Here is a 23,461-nt window from a genome sequence, read left to right as displayed (position 1 = left end):
CAACCGTCCGGTCGGTATCCGGCCTCTTGACCCCCGGGGCCCGCCCCGCACAGGATCACGCCATGACAGGTGTACGCAGCAGCACAGTCGACGGCGTCCTCACCCGCAGCGCCCGGCGCACCCCCGAACGCACCGCCGTGCGGTACGCCGGCCGGGCCTGGACCTACCGTTCCCTGGACGCCGCGGTCTCCACGGCCGCCGCCGTCCTCACCGAGGACCACGGACTCGCCCCCGGCGACCGGGTGGCCGCCTACGCACACAACTCGGACGCCTATCTGATCGGCTTCCTCGCCTGCGCCCGGGCCGGGTTCGTGCATGTGCCGGTCAACCAGAACCTCACCGGTGACGACCTGGCCTACCTCCTCGACCAGTCCGGCTCCTCCCTCGTGCTGACCGACCCGGACCTCGCCGGGCGGCTCCCCGCCGGCCGTACCGTACGCGCGCTGCGGGACGCTCCCGGTTCGCTGCTCGACGCCCTGGAGACGGAACGGCCCTTCACCCCGGAGCGCCCGCCCGCCGCCGACGACCTGGTGCAACTGCTGTACACCTCCGGCACCACCGCCCTGCCCAAGGGCGCGATGATGACGCACGGGGCCCTGGTCCACGAGTACGTCAGCGCGATCACCGCGCTCGGCCTCGCCGCCGCCGACCGGCCCGTGCACTCGCTGCCGCTCTACCACTCGGCCCAGATGCATGTGTTCCTGCTGCCCTATCTGGCGGTGGGCGCGGAGAACACCATCCTGGACGCGCCGGACGCCGTCTCGGTCTTCGACCTCGTCGAACAGGGCCTGGCCGAGAGTCTGTTCGCCCCGCCCACCGTCTGGATCGCCCTCGCCAACCACCCCCAGTTCACCACCCGGGACCTCGGCGGACTGCGGAAGGCGTTCTACGGGGCCTCGGTCATGCCCGTCCCCGTCCTGGAGCGCCTGCGCGAACGGCTGCCGCACCTGGCCTTCTTCAACTGCTTCGGGCAGAGCGAGATCGGCCCGCTGGCGACCGTGCTGGGCCCCGACGAGCACGAGGGCCGCATGGAGTCCTGCGGCCGCCCGGTCCTCTTCGTGGAGGCCCGCGTCGTCGACGAGAAGGGCGAGGACGTCCCCGACGGCACCCCCGGTGAGGTCGTCTACCGATCGCCCCAACTGTGCTCCGGCTACTGGGAGAAGCCCGAGGAGACCGCGGAGGCCTTCCGCGACGGCTGGTTCCGCTCCGGCGACCTCGCCGTCCGCGACGCCGAGGGTTTCCTCACCGTCGTCGACCGGGTCAAGGACGTCATCAACTCCGGCGGCGTCCTCGTCGCCTCCCGTCAGGTCGAGGACGCCCTCTACACCCACCCCGCCGTCGCCGAGACCGCCGTCATCGGCCTCCCCGACGACCGCTGGATCGAGGCCGTCACCGCCGTCGTCGTCCGGCGCGCCGAGGCGAGCGTGGCGGAGAGCGAACTCATCGCCCACGCCCGCGAGAAGCTCACCGCCTTCAAAGCGCCCAAGCGTGTGGTGTTCGTCGACCAACTGCCGCGCAACGCCAGCGGGAAGATCCTCAAGCGGCAACTGCGGGACGAGCTGACCTGAAACCGGCGGTCCTACAGCCGCCCCGCCGCCACGATCCGCCGCAGGAACCGCTGCGTGCGCTCCTCGCGCGGCGCGCCGAACACCTCCTCGGGCGTGCCGCGCTCCAGCACCACCCCGGCGTCCAGGAAACACACCTGGTCGGCGACCTCACGCGCGAACGCCATCTCGTGCGTGGCGATCACCATCGTCATGCCGTCCTCCTTCACCTCCCGGACGAGGCCGAGCACTTCGCCCACCAGCTCCGGGTCGAGCGCCGCCGTGATCTCGTCCAGGAGCAGCAGCCGGGGGCGTACGGCCAGCGCCCGCACGATCGCGGCCCGCTGCTGCTGCCCGCCGCTGAGCCGGTCCGGATACTCGTCCGCCTTCGCCCCGAGCCCCAGCCGCTCCAGCAGCTCCCGGGCGTCCGTCTCGGCCCGGGCCCGGGAGAGCCCGTGGACCCGGCGCGGGGCCAGGGTGATGTTCTGCATGGTGGGAACGGGTGTTGCGGCGGGGTGAACAGCGCCGGTCAGCACCGCTGTTCACCCCGTGCCGGACCCCTTTTCCCGCAGGTCCACGATCCGTCGGATCTTGCCCACCGAACGCTCCAGCGTCTCCGGATCCACGACCTCGACGTTCACCGACACGCCGACGCCGTCCTTCACCGCCGCCGCGATGGCCCGCGCCGCCTTCTCCCGCTCGTCGGTCGTCGCGTCCGCCCGCGCCTCCGCGAGGACCGTCAGCGCGTCCAGCCGCCCGTCGCGGGTCAGCCGCAGCTGGAAGTGCGGGGCGACGCCCGGCGTCCGGAGCACGATCTCCTCGATCTGGGTGGGGAAGAGGTTCACCCCGCGCAGGATCACCATGTCGTCGCTGCGGCCGGTGACCTTCTCCATCCGCCGGAACGTCCGCGCCGTCCCCGGCAACAGCCGCGTCAGGTCCCGGGTCCGGTAACGGATCACCGGCATCGCCTCCTTGGTCAGCGAGGTGAAGACCAGCTCCCCCTCCTCACCGTCCGGCAGCACCTCACCGGTGAACGGGTCCACCACCTCCGGATAGAAGTGGTCCTCCCAGATGTGCAGCCCGTCCTTCGTCTCCACGCACTCCTGCGCCACCCCCGGGCCCATCACCTCCGAGAGCCCGTATATGTCCACCGCGTCGATCGCGAACCGCTCCTCGATCTCCGCCCGCATCCCCTCGGTCCACGGCTCCGCACCGAAGATCCCGACCTTCAGGGACGTCGAACGCGGATCGACCCCCTGCCGCTCGAACTCGTCCAGCAGCGTCAGCATGTACGACGGCGTGATCATGATGATCTCGGGCCGGAAGTCCTGGATCAGCTGCACCTGCCGCGCGGTCATGCCCCCGGAGGCCGGGATCACCGTGCAGCCGAGCCGCTCCGCCCCGTAATGCGCCCCGAGACCACCGGTGAACAGGCCGTAGCCGTACGCCACATGGACCTTGTGACCGGGCCGCCCGCCCGCCGCCCGGATCGACCGGGCCACGACGTCCGCCCAGGTGTCCAGGTCCCGTTCGGTGTATCCGACGACCGTCGGCCGCCCCGTCGTGCCGCTGGAGGCGTGGATCCTGCGCACCTCGTGCTCCGGTACGGCGAACATCCCGAAGGGGTAGTTGTCCCGCAGATCCGTCTTCGCGGTGAACGGGAACCGGGCCAGATCCGCGAGCGTGCGGCAGTCCTCGGGCTTCAGTCCCGCGCGGTCGAAAGCGTCGCGGTAGAAGGGAACGTTGTCGTGGGCGTGCCGCAGCGTGGACCGCAGCCGTTCCAGTTGCAGGGCCTCCAGCTCGCCCCGGCCGAGCCGTTCCGCCGCGTCCAGCATGGCCGTCATCAGGACCCTTCCTCTCCCGGACCGGGCGACCGATCATTCGGTCGATCTTCCTGGGAGCAGTAATTCAGGCGGCCGGGGGTGCTGGCAAGAGGCGCGCGGCGTCCGGAGCCGATCAGCCCGCGGCGAAGTCCGCTGTGCCCGCTCACGGCTTCCTGTTTGGATGGGGCGTATGCCGACCTTCTCCGCGTACGACAAGACCCTGCTCGCCTATCACCTGGTGGGCGAGGGGGAACCGCTGATCTGTCTGCCCGGCGGGCCGATGCGGGCGAGCGCGTATCTCGGCGACCTCGGAGGGCTCGCCGCCCGGCGCCGGCTCGTCCTGCCGGACCTGCGCGGCACCGGGGCGTCCGGTGTGCCCGATGACCCCTCGACGTACCGCTGCGACCGCCTCGTCGACGACGTCGAAGCCCTGCGCGAACACCTGGGCCTGGAGCGGATCGACGTACTGGCGCACTCCGCCGGAGCCGACCTGGCCCTGCTGTACGCCGCCCGCCGTCCGGAACGGCTGCGCACCCTGGCCCTGGTCACGCCCAGCACCCGGGCCGTGGGCATCGAAGTGACCGACGACGACCTGCGCGAGGCCGCAGAACTGCGGCGCGACGAGCCCTGGTACCCCGAGGCACGGGCCGCCCAGGAGGCGCTGCTCGCCGGGGGACCGTTCGCCGAGCTGTGGCCCGCCGTCCGGCCCCTCACCTACGGCCGCTGGGACGAGGCGGCCCGCGCCCATGCCGAGGCCTCCGCCGGGCAGACCAACACGGAAGCCCGCGGGCGCTACGCCGAGGAAGGGGCCTTCGATCCCGTCGCCACCGCCGCCGCCCTGCGCGAGGTGACCGTGCCGGTCCTCGTCCTCGCCGGGGAGTACGACGGCCACCCCGGCCCGGACCGGGCCACGGAGCTCGCCGCGCTCTTCCCGGGCGCCGAGTTCGTCGTCCAGCGCGGGGCCGGGCACTTCCCGTGGCTCGACGACCCCGGAGCCTTCGCCCGTACGGTGGAGGCCTTCCTCGACCCGGAGATCCTGAACGTCCAGGCGGGCGGGGTCCGGCTGTCCTACCGGGTGTGGGGCGACCCCGATGCCCCGCCCGTCGTCCTGCTGCACGGCCGGGCGGGCTCCGGCGAGACCTGGACCCGGATCGCGCAGGACCTGGCCGCCGACCACCGCGTGTACGCCCCCGACTTCCGCGGCCACGGTCTGAGCGACTGGCCCGGCCGCTACTCCTTCGAGATGTTCCGCGACGACCTCCATGCCTTCCTGGAAGCCCGCAACCTCGCCGGGGCGACCGTCGTCGGGCACTCCATGGGCGGGGTCGCCGCCTACCTCCTGGCCCAGCGGGAACCGGGCCTGATCGGCCGGCTGATCATCGAGGACGCGCCGCCCCTCCTCCCGCTCGACCCGCCCCGCGCGCCCTCTGTCCGCCCCGACGGCGACCTCGACTTCGACTGGCCCGTCGTCCCCGACATCGACGCCCAGTTGAACAACCCCGACCCGGCCGTCCGTGAACGCTTCCCGGAGATCACCGTGCCCACCCTCGTCATCGGCGGCGGGCCCGACAGCCACATCGACCAGGAGCAGCTCGCGCGGATGGTCCGCGCGATACCGGACGCCGAGCTGGTCACCGTCGACGCCGGACACCTGATCCATGCGGACCGGCCCGGGGAATTCCTCGCGGCACTGCGCAGGTTCGGTCTCACCCACCGGGAAGGAGCCGGCGGCGCGGGCTGAGCGCAGGTCGTTCCGGACCGACACGATGCCGCGGAGCGACCGGTTCGCCCACTGGCACACATACATGGCCGACGTCGTCGCGCCCATGGAGATCAGCAGCCCCGGTGGGCCCTTGTCGTCCAGCTCCTGTCGGCCCCGGCCGTTCAGCTACGGTCGGCCTCCGCCGCCACCGCCTTCGCCCACCGGTAGTCCGCCTTGCCGCTCGGCGAGCGCTGGATCCGGTCGGCGAGCACCAGCGCGCGAGGGATCTTGTAGCCGGCGAGCCGGGTCCGGCAGTGGGCCTGCACCACGTCCAGGGTCAACGCGGCTGCACCCTCGCGCAGTTGGACCACGGCGGCGACCCGGTTTCCCCAACGCTCGTCGGGGACGCCCGCGACGAGCGCGTCGTACACATCCGCATGCGACTTGAGCGCCTGCTCGACCTCCTCCGGATACACCTTCTCGCCGCCTGTGTTGATGCACTGCGAGCCCCGCCCGAGGACCGTGACGATGCCGTCCGCGTCCACGGTCGCCATGTCGCCCAGCAGCACCCAGCGCTCGTCGCCCCGGCGGAAGAAGGTGTCGGCGGTCTTGGCCGGGTCGTTGTAGTAGCCGAGCGGCACATGTCCGCGCTGGGCGATACGGCCCGGCTCGCCGGGGGCCACCGGCTCGTATGTCACCGGATCCACCACCGCCGTACGGGCGTTGACCTGGACCCGGAAGCCCTTCTCGGGTCCCGAGTCAGCGGTGGCCGTGCCGTTGAAGCCGGACTCGGAGGAGCCGAAGTTGTTCAGCAGCATCACCGTCGGCACGAGCTCCTGGAACTCCGCGCGCACCGAGTCCGACATGATCGCCCCGGAGCTGGAGACGGAGAACAGCGACGAGCAGTCCGTCCCGCGCAGCGCCCCCTTCAGGCAGTCGATCAGAGGGCGAAGCATCGCGTCGCCGACCAGCGACACACTGGTGACCTTCTCCTTCTCGATGGTCCGCAGCACCTCTTCCGGAACGAACTTGCGGTGCACGACGACGCGTTGGCCGAAGTTGAAGCCGATGAACGCGGTCAGTGTGGAGGTCCCGTGCATCAGCGGCGGGGTGGGGAAGAAGGTGATCCCGTCGCCGCCCGCCGCGACCCGCTCGGCCAGTTCCTGCGGGGTCTTCACCGGCTCGCCGGTCGGTGCGCCGCCGCCCAGTCCCGAGAAGAACAGGTCCTCCTGACGCCACATCACGCCCTTGGGCATGCCGGTCGTGCCGCCGGTGTAGATGATGAACTGGTCGTCGGCGGAGCGCGGGGTGAAACCGCGGTCCGGGGAGCCGGACGCCTCCGCCTCGGTGAAGGGCACGGCCGGCGGCCCGGGGGCGGCCTTCGCGGCGGAGGTCCCCACCCGCACCAGATGGCGCAGCCCCGGGGCCTGCGGGGCGGCCGCCGCCACCCGCTCGTCGAACTCGCCGTCGAAGACCAGCGCAGCCAGGTCCGCGTCCCGGTAGAGGTAGACCAACTCCTCCTCGACATAACGGTAGTTGACATTCACCGGCACGATCCGCGCTTTGAGGGCTCCCAGCACCGTCTGGAGGTATTCCACCCCGTTGTAGAGATGCAGCCCCAGGTGCTCTCCCGGCCGGATCCCCGCGTCGAGCAGGTGGTGGGCGATGCGGTTGGCGGCGGCGTCCAGTTCCGCGTACGTGAGCCGGCGCTCCGCGCCCGTACCGGGGTGGTCGACGTACAGGAGCGCCTCACGGTCGGGCACCGCGTCGACGACCGACTCGAACAGGTCGGCAAGGTTGTACTCCACCGTTCCTCCTGACCCCGGGTGACTGGCGACTCGGCCGTCATTAGAGCGCCGGTCGGCACAAGTGGGAAGAGGTGGCGTCGCAACAATCTGACGAGCTGTCAGAAAACTATTGAACTGCGCCCCCTCCTCCTGCAACCTGTTCCAGATCCGGAGAACAGGAGTCGGTCATGGGCGGTACGGAACACCTCACCGTGCGGCGCGAAGGCGCCACGCTGGTGCTCACCCTGAACAGACCACAGGCCAGGAACGCGCTCTCGTTGCCGATGCTCGTCGGCCTGTACGACGGCTGGCTCGCGGCCGACGCGGACGACACGGTCCGCTCCGTCGTCCTCACCGGCGCGGGCGGCGCGTTCTGCTCCGGGATGGACCTCAAGGCGCTCGCGGGCGACGGAATGGCGGGGGAGGAGTACCGCGAGCGGATGACCGCCGACCCGGATCTGCACTGGAAGGCGATGCTGCGCCACCACCGCCCCCGCAAACCGGTCATCGCCGCCGTGGAGGGCCCCTGTGTCGCGGGTGGCACCGAGATCCTCCAGGGCACCGACATCCGCATCGCCGGAGCCGGAGCCACCTTCGGGCTCTTCGAGGTCCGCCGGGGCCTCTTCCCGATCGGCGGCTCCACCGTCCGGCTGCCCCGCCAGATCCCCCGCACCCACGCCCTCGAAATGCTCCTCACCGGACGCCCGTACACCGCCGACGAAGCCGCCGCCATCGGGCTCGTCGGCAGGGTCGTGCCCGACGGCACCGCGCTGGAGGAGGCACTCGCCGTAGCCGAACGGGTCAACGCCTGCGGGCCGCTCGCCGTCGAGGCCGTCAAGGCCTCCGTCTACGAGGGCGCCGAGCTGACCGAGAGCGAGGCCCTGGCCGCCGAACTCAAGCGCGGCTGGCCCGTGTTCGCCACCGAGGACGCCAAGGAGGGCGCCCGCGCCTTCGCCGAGAAGCGCCCGCCCGTCTACCGGCGCGCCTGACCCCAGGAGAGAGCCATGCCCGACGTCCTCAGCGCCCCGCTGGTGGTCGAGTTCCCCTTCACCCGTTCCCTCGGCCCCGTCCAGAGCGCCTTCCTCACCGGACTGCGCGAACGCACCGTCCTCGGCGTCCGCACGGACGACGGCACGGTCCTCGTACCGCCCGTCGAGTACGACCCGGTCACCGCGAACGAACTGGGCGACCTCGTCGAGGTCGCCCCCACCGGCACCGTCACCACCTGGGCCTGGAACCCGTCCCCGCGCCGCGACCAGCCGCTCGACACCCCGTTCGCCTGGGTCCTCGTCCGCCTCGACGGGGCCGGCACCGCGCTCCTGCACGTACTCGACGCACCCGGACCCGACGCCGTACGCACCGGGATGCGCGTCCGCATCCGCTGGGCCGCGACCCGCACCGGCGCCATCACCGACATCGCCTGCTTCGAACCGAACGAGGGCGAGCCCGGCCCCACCGAACCCGCCCCGCACTCCGGTGAGTTCACCGACCCCGTCACCGGCATCGTCGCCCCGGCCCGCCTCGACTACGTCCACACCCCCGGCCGCGCCCAGAGCGCCTACATCAAGGCCCTGGAGGAACGCCGTACCGTCGGCGAACGCTGCCCCGCCTGCCGCAAGGTCTACGTGCCGCCGCGCGGCGCCTGCCCCACCTGCGGGGTCGCCACCGCCGAACAGGTCGAGGTCGGACCGCGAGGCACGGTCACCACCTTCTGCATCGTCAACATCAAGGCGAAGAATCTCGACATCGAAGTCCCGTACGTATACGCCCACATCGCCCTCGACGGCGCGGACCTCGCCCTGCACGGACGCATCGCCGGAATCCCCTACGACCAGGTCCGCATGGGCCTGCGCGTCGAGCCCGTCTGGAGCGAGGGCGCCCGCCATGTGGACCACTACCGGCCCACCGGCGAGCCCGACGCCGACTACGACACGTACAAGGAGCTGGTGTAGATGCGGGACGTGGCCATCGTCGCCTTCGCTCAGAGCGCGCACCGGCGGCGCACCGACGAACTCTCCGAGGTCGACCTGCTGATGCCCGTCCTCCACGAGGTCCTGGGCGCGACCGGGCTCAAGGCCAACGAGATCGGGTTCACCTGCTCCGGCTCCGCCGACTACCTCGCCGGACGGGCCTTCTCCTTCACCATGGCGCTCGACGGCGTCGGCGCCCACCCGCCCATCTCCGAGTCGCACGTCGAGATGGACGGGGCCTGGGCGCTGTACGAAGCCTGGGTCAAGCTCCAGACCGGCGAGGCGGACACCGCGCTCGTCTACTCCTACGGCAAGTCCTCGCCCGGCCCAGTCCGCGACGTCCTCACCCGCCAGCTCGACCCCTACTACCTCGCCCCGCTCTGGCCCGACTCCGTCGCCCTCGCGGCCCTCCAGGCCCAGGCCCTCATCGACGCGGGCGACACCGACGAAGGAGCCCTCGCCGAGATCGCCGCCCGCAACCGCACCGCCGCCGTGGACAACCCGTACGCCCAGCTCACCGGCGACGTCCCGGCGGGCGACCCCCTCGTGCACCCGCTGCGCACCGGCGACTGCCCGCCCATCGGCGACGGGGCCGCCTCCGTGGTCCTCGCCGCCGGGGACACCGCCCGCGCCCTGTGCGAACGGCCCGCCTGGATCCGGGGCATCGACCACCGCATCGAGGCCCACAGCCTCGGCGTCCGCGACCTGACCGACAGCCCCTCCGCCCGGCTCGCCGCCGAACACGCCGGAGCCTTCGAACGCCCCGTCGACACCGCCGAGCTGCACGCCCCGTTCACCTCGCAGGAAGTCGTCCTGCGCAAGGCGCTCGGGCTCGGCGACGAGGTCCGCGTCAACCCCTCCGGCGGCGCCCTCGCCGCCAACCCGGTCATGGCCGCCGGACTGATCCGGCTCGGCGAGGCCGCCGCCCGTATCCACCGCGGCGAGTCCGACCGAGTCCTCGCCCACGCCACCTCCGGGCCCTGCCTGCAACAGAACCTGGTCGCCGTCCTGGAAGGGGAGAGCGCTCATGAGTAAGGAGCCCGTCGCCGTCGTCGGCATCGGCCAGACCAAACACGTCGCCGCCCGGCACGACGTCTCCATCGCCGGACTCGTCCGCGAGGCGGCGGTCCGAGCCCTGGAGGACGCCGGGCTGAGCTGGGCCGACATCGACGCCGTCGTGATCGGCAAGGCGCCCGACTTCTTCGAGGGCGTCATGATGCCGGAGCTCTACCTCGCCGACGCCCTCGGCGCCGTCGGCAAACCCATGCTCCGCGTCCACACGGCGGGCTCCGTCGGCGGATCGACGGCCCTGGTCGCCGCGAACCTCGTCGCCGCCCGCGTCCACCGCACCGTCCTCACCCTCGCCTTCGAGAAGCAGTCCGAGTCCAACGCCATGTGGGGGCTCTCCCTGCCCGTCCCCTTCCAGCAGCCGCTGCTGGCCGGCGCGGGCGGCTTCTTCGCCCCGCACGTGCGCGCGTACATGCGGCGCACCGGAGCGCCCGACACGGTCGGCTCGCTCGTCGCGTACAAGGACCGCCGCAACGCGCTGAAGAACCCCTACGCGCACATCCACGACCACGGCCTCACCCTGGAGAAGGTCCAGTCCTCGCCCATGCTCTGGGACCCGGTCCGCTACTCCGAGACCTGCCCCTCGTCCGACGGGGCCTGCGCCATGGTCCTCACCGACCGGGCCGGAGCGGCCCGCTCCCCGCATCCGCCCGCCTGGGTCCACGGCGGGGCGATGCGCAGCGAACCGACCCTGTTCGCGGGCAAGGACTTCGTCTCCCCGCAGGCCGGCAAGGACTGCGCCGCCGACGTCTACCGGCAGGCCCGCATCACCGACCCACGCCGCGAGATCGACGCCGTCGAGATGTACGTACCGTTCTCCTGGTACGAGCCGATGTGGCTGGAGAACCTCGGCTTCGCGGACGAGGGCGAGGGCTGGAAGCTCACCGAGGCGGGCGTCACCGAACTCGACGGCGACCTCCCCGTCAACCCCTCGGGCGGTGTGCTGTCCACCAACCCGATCGGCGCCTCCGGCATGATCCGCTTCGCCGAGGCGGCCCTTCAGGTCCGGGGGAGAGCCGGCGAGCACCAGATCGACGGGGCCACCCGGGCGCTCGGTCACGCCTACGGCGGCGGGTCCCAGTTCTTCGCCATGTGGCTCGTGGGAGCCGAGCCCCCGCCCGGCTGAGAAGCCGAGCCCCCGCCCGGCTGAGAAGACACGTCGGGCCCGGTCACGCGCGGCCCGGGCCCGGCTCCGCAACGTGAGCCGGGACACGTAACATGGCATGCATGTCCTTCCTCCGCCGCCGTAGCGCCGCAACACCCGCGGGCCCGGACTTCGACGTCCTGGCCATGGACCCCGGGGACTGGCCCGGCAACCTCGGCGCCGGTCTGCTCCCCGCCCCCGACGGCAGCTGTCAGGGCGTCTTCCTCCGCTACGACCTGTACGGCGGACGGGGCCCGGCGATGATCATCGGCAATCTGCCGGAAGGCTCGCCCGCCCGCGAGACGGAGGAGGGCCAGGTCCCCTTCGAGGTGGCCCAGCTGCTCCTCGCCCTGGAGAACGACGAGCCGATCGAGGTCGTCAGCTCCGAGGACGTCCCCGTCATGCAGGGCGACAATCTGCTGATCGTCCGCCGCGTCAAGCTCTCCGAGAGCCGGATCGCCTGCGTCCAGTTCGACCGCAGCGACGGCGTCCTCGTGACCATTGCCAGCTGGGACCGGCCGATCACCGACGACCTCTACACCCTGCTCAAGCCGCTGCCCGCGGAGCTGTTCCAGCAAGGCTGAAACGTCCCTTCGCAAGGCCGTCCGGTCGCAAGGCCGTCCGAATCCGTTCGGGCGGCCTTTTCCCTTGACGCCGACGGCTCCCCTTGACATCGACGGCAGGGGAGCGGCTACGGTGAGAAAATGTAACGACCGTTCAATGTGTAACAGTCGTTCAGGTTCATCGTCCCCCGTCCGGAGGTCCGTCCCCATGCCCAACCCCTACGGCGCTCTTTTCAGGGCGCCGGGCGCCTTAGCCTTCTCCGCCGCGGGTTTCGTCGCCCGCATGCCGCTGTCGATGACCGGCATCGGGATCATCACGATGCTGTCCCAGATGCGCGGGCAGTACGGCCTGGCAGGGGCCGTCTCCGCCACCTTCACGCTGTCCATGGCCCTCTGCGGCCCCCAGATCTCGCGGGTGGTCGACCGGCGGGGGCAGAGCAGGGTACTGCTGCCCGCCACCGGCCTCAGCGTCATCGCCATGGGCGTGCTCCTCCTCTGCGCCCGCTACGACGCCCCTGTCTGGACGCTGTTCGTCAGTGCGGCGGCGGCCGGCACGATGCCCAACATGGCCGCGATGGTCCGCGCCCGGTGGACCCATCTCCACCGGGGCTCGGACCGCCTGCACACCGCCTACTCGCTGGAATCGGTCGTCGACGAACTCACCTTCGTGGTGGGCCCCGCCCTCGCGGTCGCACTGAGCACCGCGCTCTTCCCGGAGGCCGGTCCCCTGGTGGCGGCGGTGCTGCTCACCCTCGGCGTCCTGATGTTCGTCCCGCAGAAGCGCACCGAGCCTCCGGTCCTCCGGCCGGCCGCCGACGGCGCCCCGCGCGTCTCGGCGCTGCGCGGGGGACCACTCGTCCTGCTGGCCCTCACCCTCGTCGCGGGCGGCACGATCGTCGGCACCGTCGACGTGGTGAGCGTCGCCTTCGCCGAGGAGCAGGGATCACCGGTCGGCGCGGGCATCGTCCTCTCCGTCTACGCGATCGGCTCGGCCGGCGCCGGGCTGGTGTTCGGCGCCCTCCGGCTCGGCGTCCCCCTGCCCCGGCTGCTCCTCCTCAGCACGGCCGGCACCGCCCTGACCACCCTTCCCCTGCTGCTCGTCGAGAACATCGCCACGCTCTCCGCGGCCGTCTTCTTCTCCGGCCTCTTCTTCGCGCCCACCATGATCGTGGTGATGGGACTCGTCGAGAAGACAGTGGAGCCCGCTGCCCTCACCGAGGGGATGACCTGGGCGATCACCGGCCTCAGCGTCGGTGTCGCGCTCGGCGCCTCGGTGTCGGGCGGGATGGTCGACCGCTTCGGCCCCTCCGGCGGCTTCACCGTGGCCATCACCGCGGGCGCCGCGACGGTGCTCCTGGCGCTGACCGCCCAGGGCCCGCTCGACCGGAGTCTGCGGGCGCCCGCCGAGGAGGGGGACGCGAAGCCGGTCCCGCGGACGCCCCGCAGCCACGAGGAACGGCACCCCGCTCCCGTACCGCCCGACCACGACGCCCGGAGGGCACGATGACCCCGTCACCGACCGACGGCCGCCTGCTCAAGGGTGAGCTCCGACGGCAGGAACTCATCGAGGCCACCCTCCGGGTGGTCGCCCGCGAGGGCGTCTCGGGCGTCAGCCACCGGGCGGTGGCACGCGAGGCGGACCAGCCCGCCACAGCCGCCGCCTACTACTTCAAGAGCATCGACGACCTGCTCACCGCCGCCCTCACCGTCTGCATGGACCAGGACGCCGAACGGATGCGACGCCTGGCGGAGAGCGCCGACGGCGGCCCCGAGGGGCTCACCGCCCTCGCCGAACTCCTCGGGCACGTGATGAAGGGCCCCGGCCGACTCCTCGCCGAGTACGAGCTCTACCTGCTCGCCGCCCGGCGCCCGGAGCTGCGCACCTCCACCGGACGCTGGCTGGACGCCATCGCCGGATACGCCCTGCGCTACACCGACGACCCGGTCCGGGTACAGATCCTCAAGGGCGTCATCGACGGACTGCTCCTCCAGGGACTGCTGACCGACACACCGCCGACGGCGGCGGACTTCGAGGCCGTGCTGCGGCACGTCCTGCTCTGATCCGGGGCCGCTTCGGGATCAGCGCCCGGACCCGGCCACGGTCCGCCGTGAGAACCCCACGGCGGACCCTGCTCCCGGTAGGCCCGGACGCTAGCCCCGGCTGCCCGCCAACTGAGCCATCATCCGGGTCACTTGCGCCGCCGATGTGCCGATCCCCGTGGGACCGCCGAGGTGCCAGGGGGTGTCGTTCCCCTGCCGCAGGTCCTCCTCGCGGTAGCGACGGCAGCCCCGGTGCCAGATCAGGATCCCCGCGATCCAGTGCTTGAGCTCCTGCACATAGCCCGCCAGGACCTCCCGCGCCTCGGCGTCGAGGCCGAAATCGTCGTACAGCACCGGGAGTTCGACCTCGGCCACATGCAGGAACTGCCGCAGCCGCGAGTTCATCAGGTCGTGCACGATCGCCACGCCCGTCGGATAGTCCACGCCGAAGAAGTTCTGCACGACCAGGACGCCGTTGTGCACCTCGCCCTCGTACTCGATCTCCTTCTGGTACGAGAAGAGGTCGTTCATCAGGCACGCGTAGTCCGCCGCCGCGTTCTCCAGTGACCGCATCGGGCCGCTGCGGTAGACCTCGTCCGGAACGGTCCTGCCGTGCCCCAGCCGGCACAGACTCATCGTCAGGTCCGAACCGAACGTCGCCCGTCGCATCTCCACGTAGTCCACCGGGTCGGGGATGCGGTTCTGCGCCTGGTTCGCCAGCTCCCACAGCCAGCTCTCGGTCATCGACTCGATCGAGGTCCGGAAGGTGCGCCGCGCGCCCTGGTCCATCGGCGCGGCCGTCCTGCGCCACAGGTCGCCCAGGCTCCGCTCCAGGGCGTTCACCGGCTCCGGCGTCCCCTCCCCGTCCAGCGGCATGAACAGCGACAGCCGTTCGTTGGCCAGGCGCGCGCCCGCCAGGTCCCGGGCCCGCCCGTGCACCACCGGGAACCAGTCGTCCCCGTACGTCCCCCAGGCCAGCCAGCCCGAGGACAGGTCCAGTTCGTCCGGGGTCGCGTCCGGGTGCAGGCCCGCCGCGCACAGCGGGAGGTCGATCGCGACGATCCGCCGCTCGTCCCAGATGTGCGAACCCGGCACCCCCGGCTGGGCCTCCAGGATGCCCATCCGCCGCGCCCAGTCGACGAGCCGGACCCGGGCCCCCTCCAGATGCGGACTGAGCGTCGTGCCGAACGGCAGGTCGAAGTCCGGCAGCAGTGAGGGGCCCACGTGCTGGTACGGCACATGGCTGTGGCTGCGGGCCCGCGCGGCCTCCGAGCGGAGGGTGAACCTGATGGAGGCCGCGGACATGCCCCAGCCGGCCACGGCCTCGCCCGCGCCTCCGCCGTTCATGTAGCGGCTGGAGCGCATGTGCCATTCGTGGCCGCCGGACTGCCAGTCCTGGAGCCCCTTGGCGTACGCCAGCACGGCCGCGGTCTGCGCCGGGTCGAGGGCCTTCTCGGCGCAGAGAGGGCCGAGTTCGGTGAGGGCGGTGTTCTCGAACTGCTGGAGCCGTGAGGTCAGCAGGTCGTTGACGGCATCGGCGGCCTCCTGCGCGGAGCAGCCGAGGAACTTCTCCAGCACCAGGACGCCGTTGCTGTTCTCCCCCTCGTCCTCCACCTCACGCTGGTAGGAGAAGAGGTCGTTGCGCAGGTGTACGGCGTCGGAGAAGGCGTCCCGCAGCACCCGCAGGGGCCGGGACCCGGCCACCGACGCCGGGATCTCCGCGTTCGCCGCGTACTCGACCAGGCCCGCGGACCAGGGCGCGCCGCCCACCTTGCGGCGCATCTCGATGTACTCCACCGGGTTCGCGATGCGGCCCTCGTGGATGTTGGCGAGCTCCCACAGGGACTCGTTGAGGAGGTTCTCCGTCGACTCCGCGAACCGGGCCCGCCAGTCGTCCGTCATCGCGGGCACCGTCCGGGCCCACAGATCGGCGAGCCCCGCCTCGACGGGATTCTCGGGCTCGGGTGTCGCGGCTCCGCGCTCCATCGGCATGAAGGCGGGCAGTCGGTCCAGATACCGCTTGCCGCCCGCCCGGTCGGGGGTGCGCTTGAACAGTTCCAGGAAGTGGTCGTCGAAGAAGAAGACCCACACGTACCAGTCGGTGACGAGGCTGAGCGCCTCCGCCGAGCAGTCGGGATGGGTGTAGGCGCACAGGAGGGCGTAGTCGTGCGCCTCCAGGTCCTTCTCCTCCCAGATGCCGGATCCCTCCAGCATCCCCATGGAACGGGCCCACTCCCGGGTGTGGGTGCGTGCCGCTTCCACATGAGGGTTGAGCCTGGCCGGATACGGAACATAGAAATCCGGCAGTGAGAAGGGCTGTGCCATGTGCGTCAGGCCTTTCCAGAAGCCTTCGCGCGGGGAATCGCGCGGACCGGTGGTGTCCGCGCAGCACTACCCTTCGGCCATCCGGGGCACGCACGATGACAATTAGTCACATCATCGGCACATCGGGGGTGTCGGCTCAGCAGGCCGGCTCAGCAGGCCGACTCGGCGGGCCGGCTCAGTAGGCGGAGTCGACGTTGTCGATCGAGCCGTACCGGTCCGCGGCGTAGTTGGCGGCAGCGGTGATGTTGGCGACCGGGTCGGTGAGGTTCTTCGGGGTGCCCTTGACGTGGTACGCGTCGAAGGTGGGCTGGATCACCTGGAGGAGACCCTTGGAGGGAATGCCGTTCCGCGCGTTGATGTCCCAGTCGTTGACGGCGTTCGGGTTGCCGCTGGACTCACGCATGATGTTGCGGTGCAGCCCCTCGTAGGAGCCGGGGATGTTCTTCTTCTCCATGATGTCGAGCGACTCGCGGATCCAGCCGTCGAGGTTGTTCGCGTACTTCTTCGGCGTGACGGCCTTGCGCTCGGTGGACCGGTTGGCGGCCTCCTTCTCGGAGCGCTCCTTCTCGGCGGCCTTCTTCGCGGTCGCCTTCTCGGCGAGCGCCTTGGCGGTGGCCTTCTTCGCCGCGGCTTCCTTGGCGGCGTTCTCCTTCGCGGCCTTCTCGGCAGCGTCCTTCGCCGTGGGGATGCCCGCGGCGGCGACCGGCTCCACGGAGACGGAGGACCGGGTCGCGGTGGTCTGCGCTTCGCTCGGGCCGCCGGTGGCGGTCATGGCGGTGACGGAACCGGCCGCGACGAGCACGGCGGTGGCGATCTTGTGCGAGCGGGTGATGCGCAGGGTGGAGATGCGGGGCATGCGTGAGCTCTTCCTATGGGGGACGGGCTTCGCGGCCTTCGCGCCGCGTCGGCGGGTGCCGGGTCGTCCGGGCCGCGGTCGCCGGTGGGCGATCGACGCGGGCTCGAACTCGGTGCCTGCCGGAATCCATGGTTAGCGGGCACCGACATAGGAAGCAATGACCGCCTTTACTACTCTTCATCGTGAGATGCCAATTTATGAGCCATATGGGCGGTTCGTTACGCCGGACGGGAGGGCTCACACCTACGACCGGACGTCGTAGGTGACGTGGGTCTCGTGGCGGGCCTCACCCGCGAGGGCCCCCGGAACGGCACAGGGTCAGCACGCGGTCACCGAACGCAGAACAGCGCGCTGCGGGACCGGTGTGTCGGCACCGGTCCCGCAGCGCGCTTCTTCTTCACAGTGGTCTGGGCCCGCAGCGACTGGGCACTGCGGTCCTCGACGGGCAGGCCTCCGGCCCCGCCCTCTTTTCTCCGTCGGCGTCGTCCCGCCTCAGCGGGTGCCGACCGCCGCCCGCACCGCCCTCCGCGCCATCGCGCAGTCGTCGTGCAGCCTCCGCAGCAGCAGCCGCTGCTCCTCACCCGAGGAGAGCGCACCGGGGCGGTCCGCCCCCGCACCCACCGCGGGCGCCTCCCGCATGGTGCGCTGCACCGCCGTCTCGTAATTCCGGATCTCGCGAGTCAGCACCAGCATCAGGTTCACCAGGAACGCGTCCCGCGCGGCCGGGCCCCTGGCCTGAGCCAGCTGACTGATCTGGCGGCGCGCCACCGGGGCGTCGCCCAGCACCGTCCACAGCGTCGCCAGGTCGTACCCCGGGAGATACCAGCCGGCGTGCTCCCAGTCGACGAGCACCGGTCCGGTCGGCGACAGCAGGATGTTGGAGAGCAGGGCGTCCCCGTGGCAGAACTGCCCCATGCCCTGCCGGCCGCCCGCGTGGGCCAGACCGTGCAGCAGCTTCTGCAGGTCACCGAGGTCGCGGTCGGTGAACAGACCGAGCTCGTGGTAGCGGGCGATCCGCGAGGCGTAGTCGAGCGGCGCCTCGAACAGTCCGGGCGGCGGCCGCCAGGCGTTCACCCGGGCGATCGCACCCAGGGCGGCACGGATGTCGGCCCGCGGCGGCGCCTCCGCCGGGTGCCGGGTGAGGGCGGCGACCCGGCCGGGCATCCGCTCGATCACCAGCGTGCAGTTCTCCGGATCCGCCGCGATCAGCCGGGGCACCCGAACCGGGGGCCGGTGCCGGACGAACGCGCGGTACGCCGCTATTTCGTGCCGGAACCGCTCGGTCCAGGCCGGCGAGTGGTCCAGTAAACACTTCGCCACGGCCGTCGCCCGCCCGGTCGTTCCCACGATCAGGACCGAACGTCCGCTGCGGCGCAGCACCTGGACCGGGTTGAACTCGGGGCAGATGCGCTGGACGGAGGCGATGGCCATCCGCACCTGCGCGCCCTGCGGCCCGGACAGGTCGATCCTTCCGCTGAGCGGTCCGGCGCCCGGTCCCGCGGCCCGTCGGGCCCGGCCCGGACCCTGCACCGGCGCACCGGCGTGAGGAGCGAGATAGGGCCCGCCGCCCGCGCCCATCGGGCGGAGCGGACGGGGCGGGGCGGACACGGAGGACGATGCTGTGTACATGGGCGAGACAGATCCCTTCGTGCGCCGACAAGGTACGTGCGCCAACCCGGCCGACGGCCGTTCGGCACCCTGGGGAGTACCTAGGGCTGCCGGGCGGGGTGGCGCACTCCTACCTGACAACGGGTCACGGGTGGCAGACCATCTGGCGGACCCTGGCGAACCCTGGCGAATAGTCACAGCGCATCTGACAGGGGGTTAGTGTCAAGTCAGCCGAGAACCTGGGGGCTTGAAGTGACCGGAGAACCCAACACCCGTCTCAGCGACCTGTTCGGCCTGGCCGGCTGGTCCAAGGGCGAACTCGCGAGAATGGTGAACCGGCAGGCGGCGGCCATGGGCCACCCGCAGCTGGCCACCGACACCTCGCGTGTCAGGCGCTGGATCGACATGGGGGAGTCCCCCCGTGATCCCGTGCCCGAAGTGCTGGCAGCTCTGTTCACCGAGCGGCTCGGCCGTGTCGTGACCATCGAGGACCTCGGGTTCGGCCGACGCGGGCGTGTGGGGAAGCGGCGTGACTCCGGGACGGAACACAATCCCGATCAACTGCCGTGGGCGCCCGAACGGACGGCAGCGGTCCTCACCGAATTCACGGGAATGGACCTCATGCTCAACCGACGCGGCTTGGTGGGTGCGGGCGCCGCGCTCGCCGCCGGCTCAACCATCGCCGGCCCCATGTACGACTGGCTGCACAGCGACCCCGCTCCGGCGGCCGGCGCGCCACGGACCAACGACCCCCTGCACGCCGATCCCGCCGGTCTCGACCGGTACGAGGCCGCACCGGTCGGCTCCGACGAGATCGCGGCGCTGGAGCACTCGGTCGAGGTCTTCCGCGCCTGGGACGCGTCCCGGGGCGGCGGACTCCAACGCAAGGCGGTCGTGGGCCAGCTCAACGAGGTGGGCGGCATGCTCGCCTACCGGCACCCCGACCACCTCCAGCGCCGCCTGTGGGGCGTCGCCGCCAACCTCGCCGTCCTGGCGGGCTGGATGTCCCACGACGTCGGCCTCGAACCCACCGCCCAGAAGTACTTCGTCATCGCCGCCCACGCGGCCCGCGAGGGCGGCGACCGGCCACGCGCCGGAGAGGCGCTCTCCCGCGCGGCACGCCAGATGGTGCACCTGGGCCGCCCCGACGACGCACTCGACCTGATGAAGCTCGCCAAGTCCGGTTCCGGCGACGAGACCCTGCCCCGTACGCAGGCGATGCTGCGCACCATCGAGGCCTGGGCGCAGGCGTCCATGGGACGCGGCCAGGCCATGCGGCGCACCCTCGGCGAGGCCGAGGAGCTCTTCGTCTCGGACAAGAGCGATGTCCCGCCGCCCAGTTGGATGCAGATGTTCGACGAGGCCGATATGCACGGCATGCAGGCGCTCGCCTTCCGTACGCTGGCCGAGCACGACCCGGGGGCGGCGATCATCGCCCAACGCCACGCCAAGCAGGCTCTGGAGCTGCGGGTCAACGGGCGTCAGCGGTCGAAGATCTTCGACTACATCTCGCTCGCTTCTGCCTGCTTCATCGCCAACGACCCGGAACAGGCCGACCGTTACGCCCGGCTCGCGCTGGTGTCGATGGGGGAGACCTCCTCGCACCGCACCTGGGACCGGCTCCGTGAGATGTACCGGCTCACCGGTCATTTCGCCGGATACGCGGGCATCCAGGATCTGCGCGAGGAGATCGAGCTGTCGATGCCGAGCCAGAAGAAGGCCAGGGGCGCGCAGATCTGAACCGGCCCCACCGCGCCGCTCCGGGCTGCTTCACGCCCTGACACGTCCACGCTTCTGCGGCATGCCCTGATGCGTCCGCGTTCCCTCACGCCCCGATGCGGGCGACCAGCACGCACGCGTCGTCCAGGCGCTCGGTCCCGCCGAACTTCTCGACGAGGCCCCGGACGCACTCCTGTGCCGTACGGGCGTCGGCGAATCGAGGGGCGAGGTCGAGCAGTGCTTCCGGGCCCGCACCCCGGTCGCCGCGTCGGGTCAGCCCGTCGGTGTGCAGAACGAGCACGTCGCCGGGGAACAGCCGTACCTCGTCCTGCTCGAACACGGCCTGGGGCGCGGCGCCCAGCAGTATCCCGTCCGGCGGGGGCAGGAGCCGTCCCGAACCGCCGCGGAAGAGCAGCGGCGCGGGATGACCGGCCTGCGCCCAGGAGAGAACGGAGGTTCCGGGGTCGAAGCGGCAGCACAGGGCACTGCCCAGCGCGGGCTGTATCGACGTCTCCAGCACCTGGTTCAGGTGTCCCATCAGTGCGCCCGGCTCGATGCCGGCGACGGCCATGCCCCGCAGTGCGCCCAGCAGCATCGCCATCGCCGAGGTGGCGGGGATGCCGTGCCCGGTGAGGTCGCCGACGGTGAGGAGGGTGCGTCCGTCGGGCAGCTCCATCGCGTCGTACCAGTCGCCGCCGATGAGCCCGCTCGACGCGGAGGGGAGGTAGTGCGCCGCGATGTCCAGGGCGCCGGGTCCCTGCGGCGGGAGGCGCAGTGATCCGCGCCACGGCGGCAGGACGGTCTCCTGGAGCTCCACGGCCATGCGGTGCTCGGTGCGCTCGATGTGCTTCTCGCGCCGGACCGACGCACGGCTGCGGGTCACGGCCTGCTCGCTGCGGCGCAGCTCGCTGACGTCCCGCAGGACCGCCCACATGGAGGCGGTGCAGCCCTCGCCGTCGAGGACCGGCTCGCCCGTCATGTGCAGCGTGCGCGTGCCGCCGTCGGGTCGCACGATGCGGAACTCGCCGTCCATCGGCCGGCCGTCGACCAGGCAGCCCGTCACCATCGCGGTGAGCACGGGCTGGTCCTCGGGCAGCAGCACGGACGGCAGGTCGTCCAGGGAGAGGGGGGCGGAGTCGAGCGGCCTGCCGAAGATCTCGTACAGCTCCTCGGACCAGCTGGACTCGTCGGTGAGGAGGTTCCACTCGGCGCTGCCCACCCGGCTCAGCAGGGAACCGGCCCTCGGGCCGTCCGCCGCCTCCTCGTCCTCGGAGGCGGAGTCCTCGCCGCGCGGGCCCGGCAGACCAGCCTTGAGCTGGCCCAGATGCTCACCGAGGGTGTCCAGGTGGTGCACGGCCAGCTCGCACAGGGCGCGCTGCCAGCGCAGCTGCGGGTCGTCCTCGTCGAACATGACGGCGTCCCGCCGCACGGCGTCCACATCTCCGCGCAGCCGGCGCGTCCGGTGGATCAGGTCGTCGACGGCGTCGTGCGCGGGAAGCTGTGGTGCGGGGCGGTCCGCGAAGAGGGGGGACGGCATCTCGTACTCCGTTGCAGGCGCGGCCTAGCCGGTTCTGAAGGGTGGACCGCTACCGACTGTCGCACAGGCCGCGGCGGGCCGTAAGGGATTTGGCAACACTCGATGCGTGGTTGCTTCTGGAATATGCCAGCGGCTGTCCGGGGTGAGCGTACATCCGAACAGGCTTGCGTTCGAGGTGAGTTGACGTGGCGTCGCGCGGTGAACCGGTGGTGCGGGAGTGGCGCACGGGTGGCAGGTGACGGATGTGCGGCGGGTGGGAATGCCGTGCGGCCGACCCGCGTTACCCCACCAGAACGAAAACGAATCCCATTCCCGATAGAGGGGCTGGGTCGTCGGAGGCAGAGAAGGAGGCGCCCATGGCGCGCAGTGAATCCAGGCCCGTGGTCACTCTCCGGTCCACCGCCGGAACGGGCCGCAGCTATGCGACACGCAAGAACCGCCGCAATCACCCCGACCGGCTGGAGCTCCGCAAGTTCGACTCCGCCGTCGGCCGCCACGTCCTGTTCCGCGAGGTCCGCTGACCACTCGGAAGAGGTCCGACATCCCGTACGCCACCGCCACGCGCGGTGAGGAAGGAACGCATCGATGAAGTCCCGTATCCACCCCGTGTCCCGTCCCGTCGTCTTCCGTGACCGTGCGGCCGACGTCGCCTTCCTGACCCGTTCGACCGCCGACTCCGGCGAGCGCGTGGTGTGGGAGGACGGCAACGCCTACCCCGTCATCGACGTGGAGACCTCGTCGGCGAGCCACCCGTTCTACACCGGCGGTACCCGGGTGCTCGACACGGCGGGCCGCGTCGAGCAGTTCCACCGCCGCTACGGCACCGGCGAGACGTCCGGAAGCTGACCGAACGCGGCCTGACCAGGGGGAGAGCCGGGAATTCCGTGCCGTGGATCACATCCGCGGGGGCGGATTCCCGGGAACACCCCAGGATGGTTTATCGTTCATCTATACGTGGGTGTGAGGGGGACAGTGTCCCCGGGCCTCACCTGTAACCCATGGGGACGATCGGCACCGCCGAAGCCCCATGGAGCCCCCCGCCGAGAGGCGACCGCCCTTCACGCCCGCACTCAAGCCGCCCCGGCTGGATTCCCCCGATCCGGCCGGGGCTTCCCCTTGTCCCGCCGGAAGCGGCCGCCCCGCCCCGGAACCGTCTCCAGGGCCAGCGCACCGGCAGCCATCACCACCGCCCCCAGCGCGGCCCCGGGGCTCCACCACCGCTCGGCCAGCGCCGCGACGGCCGCCCCCGCCACCACCGCGGCCAGCCGCCCCAGCACCCAGCCGTCCCCGGCGCGCAGCTCACGCAACGCCACCCGGCCGGCGAGCGAGGTAAGCGTCCCGGTGAAGTAGTTCGTCGGCGTCACCCGCACCCGTCCCTGGACGCCCATCGCCACCGCCACCAGCGCCAGCAGCCCGAGCCGATCCCCGTACGACGTGACCGGCCCCAGCCCCCACAGCACGGCGGCCGCCCCCAGCAGGACCACCTCCACCCCGAGCAGCACCGGGGCCCGGAAGCCCCGCCGCCCGGCCAACAGCGCGCCCGCCGCCACCCCGCAGAAGTACGCCCCCAGAGCGACGGCGACCTTCAGCGCCACGCCGTCCTCGCCCGCACCGGCGGCCGAAGCCCCGAGCAGCACCAGGTTCCCGGTCATCACCCCGGCGAAGACCTGCCCCACGCACAGGAAGACGAACGCGTCCGCCGCCCCGGAAGCCGCGGACAGCAGAAACAGCGCCGCCTCGCCGCGCCACGGTGCGTCACCGGTCAGGGACGCGCC

General features: G+C 71.6%; 19 protein-coding genes and 1 pseudogene. 12 read left to right on the top strand and 8 right to left on the bottom strand.

The genetic code is table 11. The features are described 5' to 3' along the window. The first annotated feature begins 62 nt into the window (after positions 1-62). Complete coding sequence (locus IE140_RS34625) at positions 63-1,568, top strand: acyl-CoA synthetase (RefSeq protein WP_150197554.1); 1,506 nt, start codon at positions 63-65, stop codon at positions 1,566-1,568. 11 nt (positions 1,569-1,579) lie between these two features. Here IE140_RS34625 and IE140_RS34620 read toward each other — a convergent pair. Both IE140_RS34620 and paaK read right to left on the bottom strand, forming a co-directional pair. After that, a pseudogene (locus tag IE140_RS34620) lies at positions 1,580-2,035 on the bottom strand (amino acid ABC transporter ATP-binding protein); the annotation flags it as partial. Between the two features lie 51 nt (positions 2,036-2,086). Then, positions 2,087-3,388 (bottom strand): phenylacetate--CoA ligase PaaK, encoded by a 1,302-nt coding sequence (gene paaK / locus IE140_RS34615; RefSeq protein WP_109177364.1) that lies wholly within the window; start codon positions 3,386-3,388, stop codon positions 2,087-2,089. 169 nt (positions 3,389-3,557) lie between these two features. On the opposite strand from paaK, the gene IE140_RS34610 reads away from it, so the two are divergent. Next, positions 3,558-5,108 (top strand): alpha/beta fold hydrolase, encoded by a 1,551-nt coding sequence (locus IE140_RS34610; RefSeq protein ID WP_189461024.1) that lies wholly within the window; start codon positions 3,558-3,560, stop codon positions 5,106-5,108. Positions 5,109-5,251: 143 nt separating this feature from the next. Here IE140_RS34610 and IE140_RS34605 read toward each other — a convergent pair whose 3' ends face one another. After that, on the bottom strand, positions 5,252-6,877 hold the full coding sequence (locus IE140_RS34605; protein WP_150196967.1) for an acyl-CoA synthetase: 1,626 nt from the start codon (positions 6,875-6,877) through the stop codon (positions 5,252-5,254). Positions 6,878-7,044: 167 nt separating this feature from the next. On the opposite strand from IE140_RS34605, the gene IE140_RS34600 reads away from it, so the two are divergent. The 7 genes from IE140_RS34600 (at position 7,045) to IE140_RS34570 (ending at position 13,662) form a co-directional block, all read left to right on the top strand. Further along, positions 7,045-7,845, top strand: coding sequence for a crotonase/enoyl-CoA hydratase family protein (locus IE140_RS34600; RefSeq protein ID WP_032778135.1), 801 nt, complete (start codon positions 7,045-7,047; stop codon positions 7,843-7,845). A gap of 15 nt (positions 7,846-7,860) precedes the next feature. Beyond that, positions 7,861-8,808, top strand: coding sequence for a Zn-ribbon domain-containing OB-fold protein (locus IE140_RS34595; RefSeq protein ID WP_150196966.1), 948 nt, complete (start codon positions 7,861-7,863; stop codon positions 8,806-8,808). Continuing rightward, on the top strand, positions 8,809-9,861 hold the full coding sequence (locus IE140_RS34590) for a thiolase family protein (RefSeq protein ID WP_150196965.1): 1,053 nt from the start codon (positions 8,809-8,811) through the stop codon (positions 9,859-9,861). Further along, the gene (locus IE140_RS34585) at positions 9,854-11,020 is read left to right on the top strand and encodes a thiolase family protein (protein ID WP_150196964.1); all 1,167 of its coding nucleotides are present in this window, start codon (positions 9,854-9,856) and stop codon (positions 11,018-11,020) included. The genes IE140_RS34590 and IE140_RS34585 overlap by 8 nt, the downstream gene beginning before the upstream one ends. A gap of 101 nt (positions 11,021-11,121) precedes the next feature. After that, a complete protein-coding gene (locus tag IE140_RS34580; protein WP_003971159.1) occupies positions 11,122-11,622 on the top strand; it encodes a hypothetical protein in 501 nt (166 codons plus the stop codon). A 187-nt stretch (positions 11,623-11,809) separates the two neighbouring features. Next, positions 11,810-13,108 (top strand): MFS transporter, encoded by a 1,299-nt coding sequence (locus IE140_RS34575; protein WP_150196963.1) that lies wholly within the window; start codon positions 11,810-11,812, stop codon positions 13,106-13,108. Continuing rightward, complete coding sequence (locus IE140_RS34570; RefSeq protein ID WP_150196962.1) at positions 13,105-13,662, top strand: TetR/AcrR family transcriptional regulator; 558 nt, start codon at positions 13,105-13,107, stop codon at positions 13,660-13,662. The genes IE140_RS34575 and IE140_RS34570 overlap by 4 nt, the downstream gene beginning before the upstream one ends. Before the next feature lie 90 nt (positions 13,663-13,752). On the opposite strand, the gene IE140_RS34565 is transcribed toward IE140_RS34570, so the two are convergent. The 3 genes from IE140_RS34565 to IE140_RS34555 all read right to left on the bottom strand — a co-directional run bounded on the left by IE140_RS34565 (position 13,753) and on the right by IE140_RS34555 (position 18,451). Continuing rightward, positions 13,753-15,966 (bottom strand): terpene synthase family protein, encoded by a 2,214-nt coding sequence (locus IE140_RS34565; protein WP_150196961.1) that lies wholly within the window; start codon positions 15,964-15,966, stop codon positions 13,753-13,755. A gap of 175 nt (positions 15,967-16,141) precedes the next feature. Beyond that, positions 16,142-16,822 carry a transglycosylase SLT domain-containing protein gene (locus IE140_RS34560; RefSeq protein WP_150196960.1) on the bottom strand — a complete coding sequence of 227 codons (681 nt, stop codon included), beginning with the start codon at positions 16,820-16,822 and terminating at the stop codon, positions 16,142-16,144. A gap of 492 nt (positions 16,823-17,314) precedes the next feature. After that, positions 17,315-18,451, bottom strand: a complete 1,137-nt coding sequence (locus tag IE140_RS34555; RefSeq protein WP_093444630.1) for an aminoglycoside phosphotransferase family protein — start codon at positions 18,449-18,451, stop codon at positions 17,315-17,317. A gap of 231 nt (positions 18,452-18,682) precedes the next feature. On the opposite strand from IE140_RS34555, the gene IE140_RS34550 reads away from it, so the two are divergent. Then, positions 18,683-20,170, top strand: coding sequence for a DNA-binding protein NsdB (locus IE140_RS34550; protein WP_150196959.1), 1,488 nt, complete (start codon positions 18,683-18,685; stop codon positions 20,168-20,170). An 85-nt stretch (positions 20,171-20,255) separates the two neighbouring features. On the opposite strand, the gene IE140_RS34545 is transcribed toward IE140_RS34550, so the two are convergent. Next, positions 20,256-21,686: a PP2C family protein-serine/threonine phosphatase gene (locus IE140_RS34545; RefSeq protein ID WP_150196958.1), complete on the bottom strand. Its 1,431-nt coding sequence runs from the start codon at positions 21,684-21,686 to the stop codon at positions 20,256-20,258. 356 nt (positions 21,687-22,042) lie between these two features. On the opposite strand from IE140_RS34545, the gene rpmG reads away from it, so the two are divergent. Together rpmG and IE140_RS34535 are read left to right on the top strand one after the other, a co-directional pair. Next, positions 22,043-22,207 carry a 50S ribosomal protein L33 gene (gene rpmG, locus IE140_RS34540; protein WP_032768867.1) on the top strand — a complete coding sequence of 55 codons (165 nt, stop codon included), beginning with the start codon at positions 22,043-22,045 and terminating at the stop codon, positions 22,205-22,207. Positions 22,208-22,271: 64 nt separating this feature from the next. Continuing rightward, entirely contained in the window at positions 22,272-22,532 is a 261-nt protein-coding gene (locus tag IE140_RS34535; RefSeq protein WP_098898097.1) for a type B 50S ribosomal protein L31, read from the top strand. A 224-nt stretch (positions 22,533-22,756) separates the two neighbouring features. Here the strand turns inward: IE140_RS34535 and IE140_RS34530 are convergent, their stop codons facing one another. Beyond that, the gene (locus tag IE140_RS34530; protein WP_229827047.1) at positions 22,757-23,452 is read right to left on the bottom strand and encodes a YoaK family protein; all 696 of its coding nucleotides are present in this window, start codon (positions 23,450-23,452) and stop codon (positions 22,757-22,759) included. Positions 23,453-23,461: the final 9 nt, after the last annotated feature.

The organism is Streptomyces parvus (assembly GCF_014648875.1).
Taxonomy (GTDB): domain Bacteria; phylum Actinomycetota; class Actinomycetes; order Streptomycetales; family Streptomycetaceae; genus Streptomyces; species Streptomyces parvus.
This window is presented reverse-complemented; position numbering and strand designations above follow the sequence as displayed.

Bases quoted from the DNA above. Each gene is read 5' to 3' on its own strand.
- IE140_RS34600 (WP_032778135.1), top strand. From the start codon at position 7,045: ATGGGCGGTACGGAACACCTCACCGTGCGGCGCGAAGGCGCCACGCTG.
- IE140_RS34545 (WP_150196958.1), bottom strand. From the start codon at position 21,686: ATGCCGTCCCCCCTCTTCGCGGACCGCCCCGCACCACAGCTTCCCGCG.
- IE140_RS34570 (WP_150196962.1), top strand. From the start codon at position 13,105: ATGACCCCGTCACCGACCGACGGCCGCCTGCTCAAGGGTGAGCTCCGA.
- IE140_RS34535 (WP_098898097.1), top strand. From the start codon at position 22,272: ATGAAGTCCCGTATCCACCCCGTGTCCCGTCCCGTCGTCTTCCGTGAC.
- rpmG (WP_032768867.1), top strand. From the start codon at position 22,043: ATGGCGCGCAGTGAATCCAGGCCCGTGGTCACTCTCCGGTCCACCGCC.
- IE140_RS34595 (WP_150196966.1), top strand. From the start codon at position 7,861: ATGCCCGACGTCCTCAGCGCCCCGCTGGTGGTCGAGTTCCCCTTCACC.
- IE140_RS34625 (WP_150197554.1), top strand. From the start codon at position 63: ATGACAGGTGTACGCAGCAGCACAGTCGACGGCGTCCTCACCCGCAGC.
- IE140_RS34565 (WP_150196961.1), bottom strand. From the start codon at position 15,966: ATGGCACAGCCCTTCTCACTGCCGGATTTCTATGTTCCGTATCCGGCC.
- IE140_RS34590 (WP_150196965.1), top strand. From the start codon at position 8,809: ATGCGGGACGTGGCCATCGTCGCCTTCGCTCAGAGCGCGCACCGGCGG.
- IE140_RS34580 (WP_003971159.1), top strand. From the start codon at position 11,122: ATGTCCTTCCTCCGCCGCCGTAGCGCCGCAACACCCGCGGGCCCGGAC.
- IE140_RS34610 (WP_189461024.1), top strand. From the start codon at position 3,558: ATGCCGACCTTCTCCGCGTACGACAAGACCCTGCTCGCCTATCACCTG.
- IE140_RS34560 (WP_150196960.1), bottom strand. From the start codon at position 16,822: ATGCCCCGCATCTCCACCCTGCGCATCACCCGCTCGCACAAGATCGCC.
- IE140_RS34575 (WP_150196963.1), top strand. From the start codon at position 11,810: ATGCCCAACCCCTACGGCGCTCTTTTCAGGGCGCCGGGCGCCTTAGCC.
- IE140_RS34555 (WP_093444630.1), bottom strand. From the start codon at position 18,451: ATGTACACAGCATCGTCCTCCGTGTCCGCCCCGCCCCGTCCGCTCCGC.
- IE140_RS34585 (WP_150196964.1), top strand. From the start codon at position 9,854: ATGAGTAAGGAGCCCGTCGCCGTCGTCGGCATCGGCCAGACCAAACAC.
- paaK (WP_109177364.1), bottom strand. From the start codon at position 3,388: ATGACGGCCATGCTGGACGCGGCGGAACGGCTCGGCCGGGGCGAGCTG.